Annotated in this window: 15 protein-coding genes and 1 riboswitch; of the genes, 3 read left to right on the top strand and 12 right to left on the bottom strand. The window is 43.2% G+C overall.

The window, feature by feature from the left end; all coding sequences use genetic code 11:
• Positions 1 to 109: 109 nt before the first annotated feature.
• The 4 genes from FN732_RS03995 to FN732_RS03980 are packed head-to-tail and all read right to left on the bottom strand — an operon-like array spanning position 110 to position 4,308.
• Positions 110 to 1,966: a TonB-dependent receptor plug domain-containing protein gene (locus tag FN732_RS03995; protein WP_142934972.1), complete on the bottom strand. Its 1,857-nt coding sequence runs from the start codon at positions 1,964 to 1,966 to the stop codon at positions 110 to 112.
• Positions 1,963 to 2,676: an ABC transporter ATP-binding protein gene (locus FN732_RS03990; RefSeq protein WP_185954234.1), complete on the bottom strand. Its 714-nt coding sequence runs from the start codon at positions 2,674 to 2,676 to the stop codon at positions 1,963 to 1,965. The genes FN732_RS03995 and FN732_RS03990 overlap by 4 nt, the downstream gene beginning before the upstream one ends.
• Positions 2,663 to 3,565: a FecCD family ABC transporter permease gene (locus FN732_RS03985; protein ID WP_142934967.1), complete on the bottom strand. Its 903-nt coding sequence runs from the start codon at positions 3,563 to 3,565 to the stop codon at positions 2,663 to 2,665. Before FN732_RS03985 ends, FN732_RS03990 begins: the two co-directional genes overlap by 14 nt.
• Positions 3,553 to 4,308 (bottom strand): ABC transporter substrate-binding protein, encoded by a 756-nt coding sequence (locus FN732_RS03980; protein ID WP_185954233.1) that lies wholly within the window; start codon positions 4,306 to 4,308, stop codon positions 3,553 to 3,555. Before FN732_RS03980 ends, FN732_RS03985 begins: the two co-directional genes overlap by 13 nt.
• Before the next feature lie 31 nt (positions 4,309 to 4,339).
• Positions 4,340 to 4,526, bottom strand: a riboswitch (cobalamin riboswitch).
• 87 nt (positions 4,527 to 4,613) lie between these two features.
• Here FN732_RS03980 and FN732_RS03975 point away from each other — a divergent pair.
• The 3 genes from FN732_RS03975 to pyrF are packed head-to-tail and all read left to right on the top strand — an operon-like array spanning position 4,614 to position 7,823.
• The gene (locus tag FN732_RS03975) at positions 4,614 to 5,831 is read left to right on the top strand and encodes an aminotransferase class I/II-fold pyridoxal phosphate-dependent enzyme (RefSeq protein ID WP_142934963.1); all 1,218 of its coding nucleotides are present in this window, start codon (positions 4,614 to 4,616) and stop codon (positions 5,829 to 5,831) included.
• A 10-nt stretch (positions 5,832 to 5,841) separates the two neighbouring features.
• Entirely contained in the window at positions 5,842 to 7,131 is a 1,290-nt protein-coding gene (locus FN732_RS03970) for a homoserine dehydrogenase (protein ID WP_142934961.1), read from the top strand.
• On the top strand, positions 7,128 to 7,823 hold the full coding sequence (gene pyrF / locus FN732_RS03965) for an orotidine-5'-phosphate decarboxylase (RefSeq protein ID WP_142934959.1): 696 nt from the start codon (positions 7,128 to 7,130) through the stop codon (positions 7,821 to 7,823). The genes FN732_RS03970 and pyrF overlap by 4 nt, the downstream gene beginning before the upstream one ends.
• On the opposite strand, the gene FN732_RS03960 is transcribed toward pyrF, so the two are convergent.
• The 8 genes from FN732_RS03960 to FN732_RS03925 form a co-directional block, all read right to left on the bottom strand.
• Positions 7,816 to 9,138 carry an HD-GYP domain-containing protein gene (locus tag FN732_RS03960; protein ID WP_142934956.1) on the bottom strand — a complete coding sequence of 441 codons (1,323 nt, stop codon included), beginning with the start codon at positions 9,136 to 9,138 and terminating at the stop codon, positions 7,816 to 7,818. The two genes, pyrF and FN732_RS03960, sit on opposite strands and share 8 nt — an antisense overlap.
• Positions 9,139 to 9,182: 44 nt before the next feature.
• Positions 9,183 to 9,359, bottom strand: coding sequence for an ATP-binding protein (locus FN732_RS03955; RefSeq protein WP_142934954.1), 177 nt, complete (start codon positions 9,357 to 9,359; stop codon positions 9,183 to 9,185).
• Between the two features lie 13 nt (positions 9,360 to 9,372).
• Positions 9,373 to 9,930 (bottom strand): ribosome recycling factor, encoded by a 558-nt coding sequence (gene frr / locus FN732_RS03950; RefSeq protein ID WP_142934952.1) that lies wholly within the window; start codon positions 9,928 to 9,930, stop codon positions 9,373 to 9,375.
• On the bottom strand, positions 9,927 to 10,649 hold the full coding sequence (gene pyrH, locus FN732_RS03945) for a UMP kinase (protein ID WP_142934950.1): 723 nt from the start codon (positions 10,647 to 10,649) through the stop codon (positions 9,927 to 9,929). The genes frr and pyrH overlap by 4 nt, the downstream gene beginning before the upstream one ends.
• A 67-nt stretch (positions 10,650 to 10,716) precedes the next feature.
• Complete coding sequence (gene tsf / locus FN732_RS03940) at positions 10,717 to 11,313, bottom strand: translation elongation factor Ts (RefSeq protein ID WP_142934947.1); 597 nt, start codon at positions 11,311 to 11,313, stop codon at positions 10,717 to 10,719.
• 11 nt (positions 11,314 to 11,324) lie between these two features.
• Positions 11,325 to 12,059, bottom strand: a complete 735-nt coding sequence (gene rpsB / locus FN732_RS03935) for a 30S ribosomal protein S2 (protein WP_246051326.1) — start codon at positions 12,057 to 12,059, stop codon at positions 11,325 to 11,327.
• Positions 12,060 to 12,283: 224 nt separating this feature from the next.
• The gene (locus FN732_RS03930; protein WP_142934943.1) at positions 12,284 to 13,843 is read right to left on the bottom strand and encodes a hydantoinase B/oxoprolinase family protein; all 1,560 of its coding nucleotides are present in this window, start codon (positions 13,841 to 13,843) and stop codon (positions 12,284 to 12,286) included.
• Positions 13,836 to 15,809, bottom strand: a complete 1,974-nt coding sequence (locus FN732_RS03925; protein ID WP_142934940.1) for a hydantoinase/oxoprolinase family protein — start codon at positions 15,807 to 15,809, stop codon at positions 13,836 to 13,838. Before FN732_RS03925 ends, FN732_RS03930 begins: the two co-directional genes overlap by 8 nt.
• Between the last annotated feature and the right edge of the window lie 60 nt (positions 15,810 to 15,869).

Raw genomic sequence — 15,869 nt, 5'->3', positions numbered from 1 at the left:
CTGAAAAATCCCTCTTACCCTCAAGAACTTCCTCTGAAATCTTAAGAAGCTCCTCCAGTTTTCTCTCCAGTTAAATTTTTCTAAATTATAAAAAAGGGGGGAGGTCCCCCTAAAACGTAAAGTCCGTTCCCAAAAAGAGAGCTCTCCCCATTGTGTTGTAACCGTAAGCAAGTTCGTAGTCCTTGTCTGTTAGGTTGATTCCCTTTGCGTAGAGCTCCACTCTATCGCTGAGTTTATAGGTCACGTAGCAGTTGTAGACTGTAAAGCTGTCAAGGGTTACCTTTTTAGGAACTCCCGTTGACCAATCTGTATCCTTCCTCGAACCGTAGTGGTTTACAACCAAGGAGAGCTCCAACCTTTGTAGTTTAATGTTTGCTCCAAGTGTAAACTTCTCCTTAGGTCTCCTTTCAAGTTTCTCCCACCTTCCGTTTTTCTTACTAACAGCCCTCAAGTGTGTGTACGAGCCAAACAGGGAGAGCCAACTTGTTAAATTTCCTCTCAGTTTTACCTCTGCTCCCTCCGTTATTGCCTTTCCTTCGTTTGTATACGTAGTTGCATTTTCCTTTGAGTCGTAAGTTGTAGTTATTAGGTTCCAAATTCTGTTTTTAAAGTAGTTAATGGACAGATTTCCCGAAATTACTGGAAGTCTCTGAGAGATTCCTAACGTCCACCCTTCTGACTTTTCAGGGTCAAGGTCAGGATTTCCTATCGTCTTTCCCCAAGCTGAGCTGTAATAACCGTACATCTGGCTCAGTGTAGGAGCTTTAAATCCTGTTCCGTATTGAGCTTTAAACGTTGTTCCTGTCCTTGAAAGAGTGTAGGCTGAGCTGATTTTGTACGTTCCGTGGGTCCCAAACTCCTTGTGATCGTCGAGTCTTAGGGAGGTTACAAAATTAATTCCGAAGAGGTTTGTAACCCCTTCAGCATAGAGAGACCTCAAGTAGTGGCTTTTGTTATCAACGTTTGGATAACCTACAACCTTTGCCTTTTCGTATCTGTAGGATGCTCCTCCTTTAATAAAAGTCTTCTCTCCCAAATAGTAAGTTGGAGACAGAGAAACATACCTTGTTATTCCCCTGTAAAGTCCAAAAGTGTCGTTTCTTTCCTCTTTGTTGTTTCCAAGTAAAAACTCCCAGGTCAGATTTTCGGAGGAAAATATCTTAGTCCTAATATCTGAAAAGAGCCTATCGTAGTTAGTCCTTGCCGGATAACTTCCTGCATCGTAATCTGTGTATCCTCCTTTCACTGAAAAATCCCCAGAAATTTCAACCGTAGTTGAAGGTCTGTATCCAAAAGAAACCATTCCTGTCGTGTAGTGGAATCCGTCACTGTCGGGATTGTAAGTATATTTCCCGGCCTTTTCGTTTGTAGCACTGAAGCCGTTTGTCTTAAAGTTCTCTGCAGAAATTGATAAAAATCCGTTTCTCAGTTTCAATCCTGAATAGAGGTTTTCCTTGAACGTTTTGTACTTTCCCCCTTCAAAACGTAAAGAAAATTCGTTCTTCTTAGGCGTTTTCGTGATTATGTTTATCACCCCTCCTACTGCCTCTGAACCGTAAAGGGAGCTTTGGGAACCTTTTAGAACTTCAATCCTCTTGACGTTGTTAAGGTCTATCCACTCAAAGTTTGCCTTACCACTTGGAGTTGAAGGGTCGTTAATCGGAACTCCGTTTAAGAGAACTAAAATGTACTTTCCGCCAAGACCTTGAATAAAGACGTTACTCTGCTTCCCCCATCCGCCGTTTGAGTAAAAAGTGATTCCTGCAACGTAGTTTAAAACGTCAGTAATCGATGTAAATCCAAGCTTTTTGATTTCCTTTTCTGTAATTACGTCAACGTCGTCACCAACGTTCTCAATTGGAACGTATACCCTTGTTGCAGTTACTGTGATTTCGTTAGAGTTTTCACCTGCAAGAGCCCCACCCGTAGCCGAAAGAAGCGTCAAAAGAAGTAAAACCTTTCTCAACTCTCACCTCCCTTTGGTTTTATAAAAACTTCCCCGTTAAACGCCTTGACCTTTAAAAATCCGTTAAAGAGCTCCCTTATCCCATAGAGAAAATCTCCCTTTTCACCGAAAAAGACGAACTTTCCCTTTTCCATTCCCAAAAAAAGGTCGCACGTATCGTAGAGGAACGAAAGGTCGTGAGCCGTTATAAAGACCGTTTTCCCCTCTCTCTGTAATTTCTCTACTAACTTTCCTATCAGTGAATAGACAGTAACGTCCAAAAAGGCTACAGGTTCATCTAAGAGGAAAACCTTTGGGGCTGAAAGAATGAGTCTTGCAAGTTGAACCTTTACGCTCTCCCCGCCACTAAGGGTATTTACAAACCTCTTCCTCAAATTTCCAATTTGGAGCTCCTCCAAAACCTCCTCTGTTTCCTCCCTTTCTTTTCCAGTAGTAACGGATAAAAACTCAAGAACTGTGTAGGGAAAGAAATAGGAGAAGCTCTGAGGCAGGTAATTAACAAGCTTAAACCTCTCCTTGGAAGAAGCCCTTTTTATCTCTACTCCTTCAACCTTCACGCTTCCCGTGTACTTATGGTATCCCCCTAAACACCTAAGTAGAGTTGTCTTACCAGAGCCGTTCCTTCCGACAATACCAACAACCTTCCCACTTCCAACTGAAAAAGTGAAGTTACTCAGAATTCTGAATGAGAGCTCCCTAACCTCTACCACCTGAGTACCTCCAGAGAACGTAGAGAAAAAAGGGAACACCTAAAACGGCAGTGACTGCTCCCGATGGAAGAACCGTTGAGGGAACAAGGTTTTTTGCAAGCAACTGTGAGAGCGTTAAAAAAGAAGCGCCAATAAGGTAGGAGGAAAAAAGGAGTTCCATACTAACTCTAAAGCCTAAAAACCTTGATATGTGAGGAATGACTATCCCCACAAATCCAACAATTCCACACTCAGAAACAAATAGGGAAATCGGAATTGACGAGAGGATGAGGAGTTCTAATCTCTCCCTTTCAACTTCAATTCCACTGAAGAAAGCCGTTTCATCTCCCAAGGAGAGCAGGTCCAAGGAGCGGGATTTAAAGAAAAGAACAATTAGAAATAAGAGAGAAATTAGAAATAGAATGAATGAAACCTTTATAGAAACGGGAGTTATGTAACCTAAGGTAAAGAAGAGAGCATCCTGAAGTGAATAAGCCGGTAAAATTGCATAGAGAAAAAGTATAAGAGCAGAGAGGAGGGATGAAATTCCAACGCCAAACAGGAGTATAGAAAGGGTATCCTTAAAAAGAGTATAGGCAAAAAGGAGGAGAAATACTGAGACTAATCCACCTGTTAGAGCTCCTGCTTCAATCGGCAGTTTTAGAAGGGAAAATAGTGTAGCTCCGAATCCTGCCCCAGACGCAACCCCCAAGGTGTAGGGTTCCGCCAGTGGATTTTTTAAAGTTCCCTGAAAAACTGCCCCAGCATAGGCAAGGGTTCCACCAAATCCAAAGGTTAGAAGGAGCTCGGGAATCCTAATAAACTTTAGAATTCTCTCGTCCGGTAATCCGTAAAAAAGAAAGAGGAGAGATGATAAAATCGGAGTGAGAAGAAGTGCTAATTTTTGCAAACTTCCCTCCCCAAGTCCTTGATTCCCTTTAGAAGGAGAGGACTCGGATGGAGAATTTCATCACTGTTTTTGAAATTGAGAGTCTTCAATCCGAAGTTCCTGAGGAGGCTTGGAACCTCTCTTCCTACAACCAGAACAACGTCAGGTTTAAGTTTTAATATCTCCTCAGCTGAAATTGGCTTAAAGTCAGATTTGGGAACAACCTTTGCCCCAGAAGTTGAGAGAATTTCCCCTATGTACGTTTTACTTCCTGCACAGTAAAAGGGTTTGACGGATATTAGAACTAAAACTTTTTTCCCTTTAAAGCAGGATAGAAAATTTTCAGCCTCCCGTTTTATTTTTCTTATCAGCTCCTTTCCTCTGTTTTCCTCTTTAAAGAGAGCTCCTAACTCGTCTGTTGCTCTCTCTATATCCTTTAGTGAGGTGAGCTTAAAGACAAAAACCCTTATCTCTAACTTTCTTAAAACTTCGATTTCCCTCTTAGGAGTTAGGTCCGTTGATACAACTAAGTCAGGATGTAGGGAGTAGATTTTCTCAACATTTGGATTGACAATCCCGCCGACTTTCTCCTTTCCTCTGCACAAACTTCCATGACAAAAAGTTGTAACTCCTACTAATCTATTATCCTCTCCTAAGTAGGAGATTATCTCTGTAAGTGCAGGGGAAAGTGAAACTATTCTCTCCTGAGAATAACAGTTTAACCAGAAAGTAAGTAAAAAAATAAAAAGAAAAAGCCCTCTCAACTCTCCTCCCTGTCCCGAACCCCCGCAGGACAGTTAAGGTTTTGCACGGGCCGGTCTCCCGGCTCGCAGGACTTTAACGGACATTAGCCTTCCCAGAGTGGGAGCTCCTCACCCTTCCACTCCAGTGGCTAAGGTCCTCCTTTTTTCCTGCTCACGGTTGCGGGGACAGCGCCGGACTTTCACCGGACTTCCCGTTCACCCGTGCAGTTAAATTTTATTTGATAAAAAGGAAAAAAATCAAACCTTTGAATTCAAAGGTAGCAGTTTTTATAATTCTAAAACCTACTCAGCTTTAGGAGAAAAAAATGCCAAAGTTTCAGTTTGCAAGGATAGACAGGCTCCCACCGTACGTTTTTGCAGTCGTTAACGACCTTAAAATGAAAATGAGAAGAGCTGGCGAGGACATAGTTGACCTTGGAATGGGAAATCCTGACCTTCCTACACCTCAGCACATCGTTGATAAGCTGTGCGACGCTGCACAGAACCCGAAAAATCACAGGTACTCACAAACAAAGGGACTTTACAAGTTAAGGGAAGCCCTGGCTCTGTGGTACAAGAGAAAGTACAACGTCGAATTAGACCCTGAAACGGAAGTTATAACAACGATAGGTTCAAAGGAGGGTATAGCCCACTTAGCCTTAACACTTATAAATCCGGGAGACGTTGCAATTGTTCCTACTCCTGCCTATCCGATTCATCCCTATTCGATAATCATCTCCGGCGGAGATGTAAGGAGTGTTCCCCTTCTAACCGAGGAGGGGTTTGACGAGGAGGCCTTTTTTGAATCAATCATAAAGGCGTACAAGGAGAGCTGGCCAAGACCGAAAGTTTTAATCCTTAACTTCCCTCACAATCCTACAACTGCAACGGTTGGCCTAAAATTCTTCGAAAAGGTAATTGATTTTGCAAGGGAAAACAATCTAATAGTTATTCAGGACATAGCCTATGCAGAAATAGCCTTTGATAACTACGTTCCCCCGAGCATTTTACAGGTAAAAGGTGCAAAGGATGTAGCTGTTGAGTTCTATTCCCTTTCAAAGACCTACTCGATGGCAGGCTGGAGGGTTGGTTTTGCAGCAGGAAACAAAGAGATAATTCATGCCCTCTACAGGATGAAAAGTTACCTCGACTATGGAATGTTCCAGCCCATTCAAATTGCTGCAATAATTGCTCTCAAGAGCGACCAGTCCTGCGTTGAGGAGTACAGGCAGATTTATGAAAGGAGAAGGAACGTTTTAGTTGAAGGATTAAACAGGATTGGTTGGCATGTAGATAAGCCTAAGGCGACAATGTTTGTCTGGGCAAGGATTCCCGAGAGATTTCAATCTATGGGTTCTTTGGAGTTTGCGAAGATGCTTCTAATTGATGGGAAAGTTGCCGTTTCCCCGGGAATTGGATTTGGCGAGTACGGAGACAGGTATGTAAGGTTTGCCTTAGTTGAAAACGAGCAGAGGATAAAACAGGCAGTTAGGGGAATAAAAAGGGCATTTGAAAAGTACGGATTGAGGAACATAAAGGTTTAGGGAGGAGGTTTTGGACAGTTTTAGAGTTGGAATAGTTGGATGTGGAACGGTAGGTGGTGGCGTTGTGGAGCTCCTCTTGGAAAATGGAGAAACAATCGAAAGTAGAATAGGAAGGAAAATCGAAATAGCCTTTGTTGTAGATAGGGATACTGAAAAGCCTAAAAAACTTGGAATTCCGGCTGAAAAAATATTTGCAGATGCCTTTAAAGCCTTAGATGTTGAGTGTGATGCTGTAGTTGAACTTGTTGGCGGAACGACTTTTGCCAAGGAAATAGTAAAAACTGCAATAAAAAGGAAGAGACACGTTGTAACTGCCAATAAAGCCCTCCTTGCAGACTACGGAGAGGAGATATTTAAGCTTGCAAAGGAGAATGGCGTATCGGTAAAGTTTGAAGCAAGCGTCGGAGGAGGAATTCCTGTTATTAAAGCTGTAAGGGAAGGGCTTGTTGGAAACAGAATAAAGGCTATCTACGGAATAATAAACGGAACTGCAAACTTTATACTAACAGAGATGTCTCAAAGGGGCATAAGTTTTGAGGAAGCCCTGAGAGAGGCACAGGAGAAGGGGTATGCAGAGGCGGACCCATCCTTGGACGTTGATGGTTACGATGCAGCCCATAAGATAGCAATTCTCTCAAGTCTTGCATTCTGCAGGTGGATTAGAACGGAGGAAGTTTTTGTTGATGGAATAAGGGATTTAACACCCTTAGACGTTGAAATAGCAAAGGAGGAGTTCGGATACGCTGTAAAGCTCCTTGCAATAAGTAAGGTTTCAGGTGGAGAAGTTGAAGTAAGGGTTCACCCTACAATGATTCCTGAGGAGAACATTCTTTCAAGTGTTAACGATGTTTTTAATGCCTGCCTTGTTGAGGGGGATTTTGTCGGAAGAACGCTTTACTACGGTAAAGGTGCCGGCAGAAGGCCAACTGCCAGCGCAGTTGTGAGCGATATTGTTGATTTGGCACTTGGAAATACGTTCTCCGTTCCAGAGTGTTTATTCAAGGAAAATAGAGAGATTAAACTGAAAAAGCCCAACGAGTTTGTTTCATCGTTCTACCTCAGGTTTACTGCCGTTGATAGACCAGGAGTCCTTGCAAGGATTGCTGAAATTCTGGGGAGGGAAAACATAAGTATAAAGAGTGCCCTTCAGAAAAACATTGAGTTCAACGGTGGTGTACCGATAGTTATGACGACCCATCCGGCAAAGAAGTCCCAGATAGAGAGGGCAGTAGAGGAAATAGACAGGATGGACGTTATTGTTAAACCTACATTTGTCTGTATGGTGGAGGAACTCCAATGATAATAGTTGCTCTTGACTTTGATAACTGTTCCAAAGCTCTAAAGTTGGTTGATGAACTGAAGGGAAGAATTAAAAGGTTCAAGGTTGGACTGGAGCTCTTTTCAAGGTGCGGAATTGAGGTAGTTAAAAACATAAAGAGTAAAGGAGGAGAGGTCTTTTTAGATTTAAAGTACTTTGACATACCAAACACAGTAAAATCTGCGGCAAAAGTTGCGATAGAGGCTGGAGTCTGGATGTACAACGTCCACGCCCTCGGGGGGTACGATTTTTTAAGGGAAGTGGCTGAGTTTAACAGGGAGTACTCCGATAAATTGGGAATAGAGAGACCTCTTTTGATTGCAGTTACTGTTTTAACGAGTATGAACGAAGACGACCTAAAAAGTATAGGCATTAACTCCTCAGTTAACGACACTGTTCTGAGGTTGGCAGAGCTCTCAAAAAAGGCCGGATTAGACGGTGTAGTCTGTTCAGCAAAAGAAGTAAGATTAATAAAGGAAAACTTAGGTGAGGATTTTATAACTGTAACTCCCGGAATTAGACCTGCTTGGTCTGAAAAGAACGATCAAAAAAGAGTAGTTACTCCTAAAGATGCTTTAACTTTAGGAACTAATTATATGGTTATAGGAAGGCCTATAACAAAAGCTTCTAATCCTGTTCTTGCTGTAAAAAAAATATTAGAGGAGATCAATTAAACTCTCCAGAGTAGGCTATTTGTCTCATCCTGTCATATAATTCTTTTGCTTTTTCCTGTACTTTTTCTTTAGATGTATTTATCGATGAGAGATTTTTCTTTAGCACATAAACAACTCTTTTATCTAAAGCATTTTTTTGGGCAAGTTCCTCTAAGATTTGGACGGTCTTTTCTGGGGGAATACCTTTTTTATAGGGTCTATCTTCTGTAAGGGCTGTGAAAGCATCAGCAACGGCCATAATTCTGGAACCTATAGGAAGTTCCTCCGCTTTCAACTTAAAAGGATATCCTTCCCCATTCAACTTTTCATGATGGTAGGATGCCCACTTTACTATATCAATGTCACCAATAGACTCCTTTAGTATCATATAAGTATGGAAAACGTGGGATTTCATTATGAAAAATTCACTCTCTGTCAATCTTCCTGGTTTTTCTAAAATTTCAAGAGGAATATAGATTTTTCCAATATCGTGTAAGAAACCAGCTATTTTCATTTTTCTAACTTCTTCAGGAGAAAACCCTAAAATGGAAGATAAATGAGCGGCAGTTTGAGCTACACCAGATGAGTGGGTAGCTGTAAAAGGGCTTTTGAAGTCAATAATAAAACCAAATATATCTACAACCTGTAGAACTTCCTTTATTTTATAGGATAAATCAAGATTTGATATTAAGGAAAGTATTAATTCCTCAACATACTCCTCTCTATCTGTATAGAGATAAAACCAAAAAGCCTCCTTATCAAAGTAACGATTAATCAAAATCTCTACGAGTACTGGGTCAAAGATTCTTCCCTTTGAAACAGAAAGTTTTTCCTTTAAATAGAATAATATTTTAGGAAAATCCCAACCTAACTTAATTCTATTCATTACAAATATATCAATTCTATCTGCTAAGTGTATTATTTGACCAGTATAGGAATACTTACCGGGATTTTTTAAAAATTCACTATAGTTTCTATGATGGTCTCTTATTGCTAAGGCAACTTCTTTAAACTTAGGATATCTCTTAAAGAGTTCATATCCTAGAAAAGCATGAAGATGAATCGCCTTTGTCCCTTCCGACGATTCTCTAAACAGTAATTCTTTCTGCTCAACTTTCTTCTGAAAAAGGATTCCTATATCATGAAATATGGAAGCTATCAGAACTTTTTTAAGAAATTCTTTAGAATAAGAGATATCCTGAGCCAGTATTGAGGAAATAGCTGCAACCCTTAGATTGTGTCCTTTAAGTGAATGGTCAAGAAATCCGCTTAAATCGGAAATTTTTAGTAAAAGTTTTGATATATCTAAGAAACCTAGTTCCCCAAATATCCCCATCCATGTTCCTTGTTTTTAGATAAGGGGGCTAAAGCCCCCCTGTTTTACTCGGCAGAAATCGCGTCAGTTGGGCAAACTTCAACACAAGCTCCACAGTCGATACAGTCGTCAGGGTTAATTTCGTACTTTCCATCGTCTGTAGGATGGATTGCATTTGTTGGGCATACGGATGCACATGCTCCACATCCAATGCAGAGTTCTGGGTCAATCTTGTGAGCCATAGCCTTCACCTCCTTAGATGGTAAGAATTTCCTCCTCTTTCTTCTCGAGGAGGTTATCCACTTCCTTTATAAATCTATCTGTAATTTTCTGAAGTTCATCCTTTGCCCTTTTTATATCGTCCTCTGAATATCCGCCCTCTTTCTTGAGTTTGTCAAGTTCTTTCATTATTTCGTGACGGACGTTTCTTATGGCTATTCTTGCCTGCTCTGCAAACTTACCAGCTTTTTTAACAAGTTCCCTTCTCCTTTCTTCTGTTAACGGAGGAAGGATTATTCTAATAACGTTTCCGTCCCTCTGAGGTTGAGCTCCCAAATCAGAATTCCTAATAGCTTTTTCAATGTTTGGAATTACAGAAACATCCCAGGGCTGAATAACTATCTGGTTGGCCTCTGGAACGGAAATTTGAGCTACCTGTTTTATGGTCATCATTGAACCGTAGTAGTCAACCTTTATATCCTCAACAAGGACAGTTGAAGCCCTGCCTGTTCTCAGTCCTGCAAACTCCCCCTTCAAAACCTCAACAGCCTTCTTCATCCTCTTTTCAGCATCCTTTAGCAGCTCGTTAATCATAGCCCCTCTCCTTCAACAAGTGATCCTACAGCTTCTCCCTTTACAACTCTCTCCAAGTTTCCAGGTTTCCTCACATCAAAAACAATTATGGGAATGTTGTTCTCCATACACAGGGAAACTGCAGCAGAATCCATCACCTTTATACCATTTGTAATTACATCCCTGTACGACAGTTTGTCAAGTTTTTTGGCATTCTCATCCTTGAAGGGGTCGGCAGTGTAAATACCGTCAACCTTCGTAGCCTTCAAGAGAACATCTGCATTTATCTCGGCAGCCCTTAGGGCAGCAGCTGTATCGGTGGTAAAGAATGGATTTCCTGTTCCTGCTCCAAATATTACAACCCTTCCCTTCTCAAGGTGGCGGATAGCCCTTCTCCTTATGTAGGGTTCAGCAATTTCCCTCATCTCGATAGCTGAGAGAACCCTTGTTTGTAGCCCTTCCTTTTCAAGGGCATCCTGTAGTGCCAGGGCATTTATCACAGTTGCAAGCATTCCCATGTAGTCTGCAGTTGCCCTGTCCATTCCCTGAGTGGCTCCGGAGACTCCTCTGAATATGTTTCCCCCACCTATTACAATAGCAACCTCAACTCCAAGATTAACAACGTTCTTTATTTCATGAGCAAGCCTTCGGAGAAACTCAGGGTCAATTCCGTAGGGTTTAGTTCCCTGTAGAGCTTCACCACTAAGTTTAAGGAGAATCCTTTTGTACTTAAGCCCCATTCCCACCTTCTCAATTTCAGTTAATAGGAGAATTATACGAAAGGGGGGAAAAGTCTCCCCCAAAGTATTACTTACCAATTTCAAAGCGGCAGAATCTCTTAACCTTTATGTTCTCACCTAACTTTGTAATGTAGTCTGTCAGAAGGTCTTTTATTGTCTTGCTGTCGTCCTTAATCCAGGGCTGTTCAAGGAGACACTTCTCGGAGAAGAACTTTGATAACCTTCCTTCAACAATTTTTTCAACGATGTGTTCAGGTTTACCCTCAGAGAGTGCCTGCTGTCTGAGAATTTCCTTCTCCTTTTCAACTAGTTCAGAAGGAACTTCCTCCCTGCTCACAAATTCTGGAGACATAGCAGCGACCTGCATAGCAATCTCATGACCCAACTGTTTAAAGTCCTCAGTCCTTGCAACAAAGTCCGTTTCACAGCTTAGCTCTACCAGAGCTCCAACTTTTCCACCAGCATGAATGTAAGAAACAACTATTCCCTCAGCGGTAGCCCTATCTGCCTTCTTAGCAGCCTTGGCTGCTCCCTTCTTCCTCAGTATCTCAACGGCCTTTTCTATATCTCCGCCTGCCTCCTGAAGGGCCTTTTTGCACTCGACTATTCCAGCTCCCGTCTTTTCACGAAGCTCCTTTATCATCTGAGTTGTAATCTCTGCCATTTTCTCCTCCCTTACTCTTCCTCTGGTAGGAATTCAAGTTCTTCTGCCTCTTCACCTTCAGCTAGTTTAATCGCCTCCCTTCTCATCTTTCCTTCTAAAACGGCATCTGCAATTCTTGATGTAAGGAGCCTTATTGCCCTGATGGCATCATCGTTTGCAGGAATTGGATAGTCTATAAGGTCTGGGTCTGCATTTGTATCAACTAAAGCGACTATTGGAACTCCAGCCTTTCTTGCTTCCCTTACGGCATTTTCCTCCCTAACAACATCAACGATAAAGAGAGCGTCAGGTATGCGGTTCATGTTTTCAATTCCACCGATGTACTTCTCTAACTTCTCCTTCTTCCTGCGAAGTTTAACAGCCTCCTTCTTTGGAAGCTGCTCAAAAACGCCCTCCTCTTCCATCTTCTTGAGCATTTTGAGTTTGTAGATTGACTTCCTAATTGTTTGGAAGTTTGTCAGTGTTCCACCAAGCCACCTCTTGTTGACGTAGAACATTCCACACCTTTCGGCCTCTTCCTTGATAATGTCCTGTCCCTGCTTCTTCGTACAGACGAAGAGGAGCTTTCCTCCGTTTGCAACTAAGTCTGCAACGTAATCGTAGGCCTTCTCAAAGTACTGAAGGGTCTTTTGAAGGTCTATGATGTGGATACCGTTACGCTCTGTAAAGATGAACTTTTTCATCTTAGGGTTCCAGCGCTCCTTCTGGTGACCAAAGTGGACACCCGCTTCAAGGAGCTCCTTCATGGTAACCCTTTGTCCCGGTGGCCTTGGCTTAAATGTTTCCTGCTCCTGTGCAGTCTGCTGTGTCTGTTCTTGGTTTTCCCTGATTTCCTCTGACATAGGTCTACCTCCTAATTTGGGTTTGGCCTCCCGAACCTTCCTTCCCCGGAAGAACCCGAAAGGGCACCCCTTCCGGAGTCTGGCTCGGTGAGTTTTCAGTGGGAAATATAAACGAAGTTAGGAAAAAATCAAAGTTTTCTACCGTAGCCGCCACCTCCAGGAGTTTCTATCCTCAACCTCTCTCCCGGTTTAAAGAGCCTTGTAAACTTCGAGGGGAGCTCCTTCTTCCTTCCCTCCCCGTCTATCAAAATGTTCACTCCCCTCTTTCCGGGCCTTCCCCCTTCAAGTCCGTAGGGGGAAAACTTCCTCCTTTCAGAAAGGACCGTAACTTCAGTTTCTCCTAAAAATAGAAACTCCCTAACTATTCCATCTCCTCCCTTCCAGATTCCCCCTCCGCCGGAGTTTTCCCTTATACTGTACTCTGTAACCATAAGTGGGTACTGGTATTCAAGGACTTCAACGGGGGTGTTTAGAGTGTTCGTCATGTGGGTTTGAACTGCAGATTCACCGTCAGCCCCTTTGAGAGCTCCAGCCCCTCCACCTACAGTTTCGTAGTAGGTAAAGTCCTCACCCCTTTCGTTCTTACCCCCAAATGTTACGTTGTTCATAGTTCCCTGACTTGCAGCAGGAACCTTCTCAGGAATGGCCTTTGAGAGAGCTCCAATCAGAACGTCAACAAGTCTCTGTGAGGTTTCAACGTTTCCGCCGGAAACTGCACTTGGAAATTCCGAATCAACAACCGTTCTCCTCTTCGTAATTACCTCAATGGGCCTTAAAATCCCCTCGTTTGTTGGAATATCCTCATCTGAAAGACACCTGAAGACGTAGAGGGTGGCAGAAACTGCTATTGACCTTACTCCGTTTAAACACCCCCTTACCTGAGGGTCAGAGGGGGAAAAATCAACAACGGCACTACTCCCATCTATTTTAAGGATGACTCTGATTCTAACGGGGGTTTCGCTGAACCCATCACTGTCCAAGAAATCTCCATAGGTGTAGGTTCCATCGGGGATTTCTGAAATTATTCCTCTCATTTTCCTCTCCGAGTAGTCGAGGAGGGCTTCAGAGTAGGCCTCTAAAACCTCCGGGGAGTACTTATCAAGGAGCTCCTTCAACCTCTCCTCTCCCCTCCTGTTAGCCATGAGCTGGGCTCTGAAGTCTCCCTCCCTCTCCTCCGGTGTCCTCGTGTTTGACTTTAGGAGCTCTATAAACTCCTCCCTAACCTTTCCTCCCTCTACACACTTAAAGGGTGGAATTACAAGGCCTTCCTGGAATATAGAGGTTGAAATGGGCATAGAGCCTGGGGTTATTCCTCCAACGTCTGAGTGGTGAGCCCTGTTTGCAACGTAGAAGAGGAGCTCTCCCCTGTAGTAAACGGGAGAAACAACTGTAATATCGGGAAGGTGGGTTCCTCCCTTAAAGGGGTCGTTGATTACCGCTACATCCCCCTCATTAAGTTCTAAACTCTCTACAACGCTCCTTACAGACATTGGCATTGAACCCAAGTGGACGGGAATGTGGGCAGCCTGAGCTATCAACCTTCCATGCCTGTCAAATAGGGCACAGGAGAAGTCCCTCCTCTCCTTGATATTTGGGGAGAAGGCAGTCCTCTGGAGAACTGCCCCCATCTCCTCAGCAACGGATGAGAGGGCATTCTTAAAGAGTTCTATTTTTAATGGATTAACCATCTTTGACCTCTAATATTAAGTTCTTGAACCTGTCCACTTTGACTTTTGCCCAGGGTGGAACGAGGGTTGTAGAACTGTACTCAACAATGAGTGCAGGACCCGAAAACTCGTTTCCCGGATTTAACTTCTCCCTATCTATAACGGGAGTTTTCTGATAGGTTCCTTCAAAGAAGACCTCCTTCTCCTTCAAAACTGCTTCGGAGGGGAGCTCCATCGGAACTTCCTCAAACTCCTCAGTTTCCGGCTTTTCGGTTACTCCCGTTAACCTAACCCTCAGAGTCACCACTTCCTTGTCCCTACTGTGGGTATACCCGTAAATTCTCCTGTGGAGCTCTTCAAACTCCTCCATGAACCTCTTTGAGTAGGGAACTGTAATTTCAAAGGACTGTCCTCTGTACCTGACATCAACAAACCTCTCCAATAAAACTTCTCCCTCTACTCCCTCCTTTTCCATCTCCTTTAGTCCAACCTTCTCAATCTCCGAGAAAATCTCCTCAATTCTCTCCTCCGTTGCCTCCTCTTCCCTCATCATTACAGTTTTGGAAAAGTCCTTAATAACGTCCGACATTACCATTCCAAGGGCCGAGAGTATTCCCGGATTTTGGGGAATTAAAACTCTGGGAATTCCTAATTCCCTTGCCAAATAAGCAGAGTGAAGTCCTCCAGCTCCCCCAAAGGAGAGGAGGGTAAATTCCTCCGGGTCGTATCCCCTTTCAACGGAGATAACCCTCAAAGCCTTTGCCATTTTTGAGTTCGCTATGTCAACTATTCCTTCGGCAACTTCAAGAGGGGTAACTCCTAAATTCCTTGCCATCTCCTCAAACGGCTCCTTGAGCTTTTCAGGGTAGAGTTTCATCCCTCCACCTAAGAAGAAGTCAGGCTCTAACCTCCCCAAAAAGAGGTTTGCATCTGTAACGGTTATTCTCTCTCCTCCTCTCCCGTAACAGATAGGGCCGGGGAAAGCTCCGGCACTCTCAGGGCCAACCTGTAGAGCTCCCCCCCTGTCTATGTAGGCAATTGAACCTCCTCCGGCTCCTACCGTGTGAACTTCCACAACGGGAACCTTTATAGGAATATCGGAAATTTTAGATTCAAAGGAGACCTTAGGTTCTCCATCTATCAGCGAAACGTCCGTTGACGTTCCACCCATATCCAACGTTATGAGCTTCTTAAATCCTGCCCTTTCCCCTATCTTCCAGGCTCCAACAACTCCACCTGCAGGTCCGGAAAGAACTGTCCTTACAGCCTCCCTCTTTGCCGTTTCAGGAGAGATAGTTCCCCCGTTTGACTGCATAATCCTCAAGGTATCTCCAGCCTCTAAGTTCTCCTCAAGGTAGGAGATGTACCTATCCATCCTTGGCATAACGTAGGCATTGACAACTGTCGTTGATGCCCTTTCGTACTCCCTAAACTCAGGAACTATCTCCGAGGAGATTGAAACGTAGAACCCCTCCTCCTCCAACCTTTCTTTAACTCTCCTTTCATCCACAGGATTTAAGAATGAAAATAGGAAACACACGGCAACAGACTCTACTTCTTTCTCCTTTAGTCTTTTAATGAGCTCTTCCAACTCCTCTTCCTTCAAAACTTCGACGTGTTTTCCCTTTGAGTTAAGCCTGCAGTTTAATCCAAAGGAAAGTTCTCTGTCTACCAAGTGTTTAGTCTTTTCAACCTTAAAGGAGTAGAGCTCCCTTCTGTTCTGTCTTCCAATTCGGAGCAAGTCCTCAAATCCCCTGTTTGTAACAAATGCGGTTCTTGCCCCCTTTCTCTCAAGTAAGGTATTTGTAGCAACGGTTGTTCCATGGATAACTCTCCTCCCCTTTCCCCCTATAACCTTTAAACCCTCAAGAACAGCTCTGGCTGGATTTTCCGGAGTTGATGGAATCTTTAATACCTTCCACCCATCCTCAGTCCTATAGACAAAGTCTGTAAACGTTCCGCCTGTATCAACTCCAACAGTTAACATTTTTTTCTCTCCTTTGGGTTTGGTCTATTTTAAAATAGCCCTTTGAAATTAAAACCTATT

This window comes from Balnearium lithotrophicum, from assembly GCF_900182585.1.
In the GTDB taxonomy this organism is placed as follows: domain Bacteria; phylum Aquificota; class Aquificia; order Desulfurobacteriales; family Desulfurobacteriaceae; genus Balnearium; species Balnearium lithotrophicum.
The sequence above is the reverse complement of the archived record's forward strand: the minus strand, read 5'-3'. Positions and strand labels throughout refer to the sequence as shown.

Coding starts and splice junctions, on each gene's coding strand:
- FN732_RS03975 (WP_142934963.1), top strand. CDS start 4,614: ATGCCAAAGTTTCAGTTTGCAAGGATAGACAGGCTCCCACCGTACGTT.
- pyrF (WP_142934959.1), top strand. CDS start 7,128: ATGATAATAGTTGCTCTTGACTTTGATAACTGTTCCAAAGCTCTAAAG.
- FN732_RS03960 (WP_142934956.1), bottom strand. CDS start 9,138: ATGGGGATATTTGGGGAACTAGGTTTCTTAGATATATCAAAACTTTTA.
- FN732_RS03955 (WP_142934954.1), bottom strand. CDS start 9,359: ATGGCTCACAAGATTGACCCAGAACTCTGCATTGGATGTGGAGCATGT.
- frr (WP_142934952.1), bottom strand. CDS start 9,930: ATGATTAACGAGCTGCTAAAGGATGCTGAAAAGAGGATGAAGAAGGCT.
- pyrH (WP_142934950.1), bottom strand. CDS start 10,649: ATGGGGCTTAAGTACAAAAGGATTCTCCTTAAACTTAGTGGTGAAGCT.
- tsf (WP_142934947.1), bottom strand. CDS start 11,313: ATGGCAGAGATTACAACTCAGATGATAAAGGAGCTTCGTGAAAAGACG.
- rpsB (WP_246051326.1), bottom strand. CDS start 12,059: ATGAAGGAGCTCCTTGAAGCGGGTGTCCACTTTGGTCACCAGAAGGAG.
- FN732_RS03930 (WP_142934943.1), bottom strand. CDS start 13,843: ATGGTTAATCCATTAAAAATAGAACTCTTTAAGAATGCCCTCTCATCC.
- FN732_RS03925 (WP_142934940.1), bottom strand. CDS start 15,809: ATGTTAACTGTTGGAGTTGATACAGGCGGAACGTTTACAGACTTTGTC.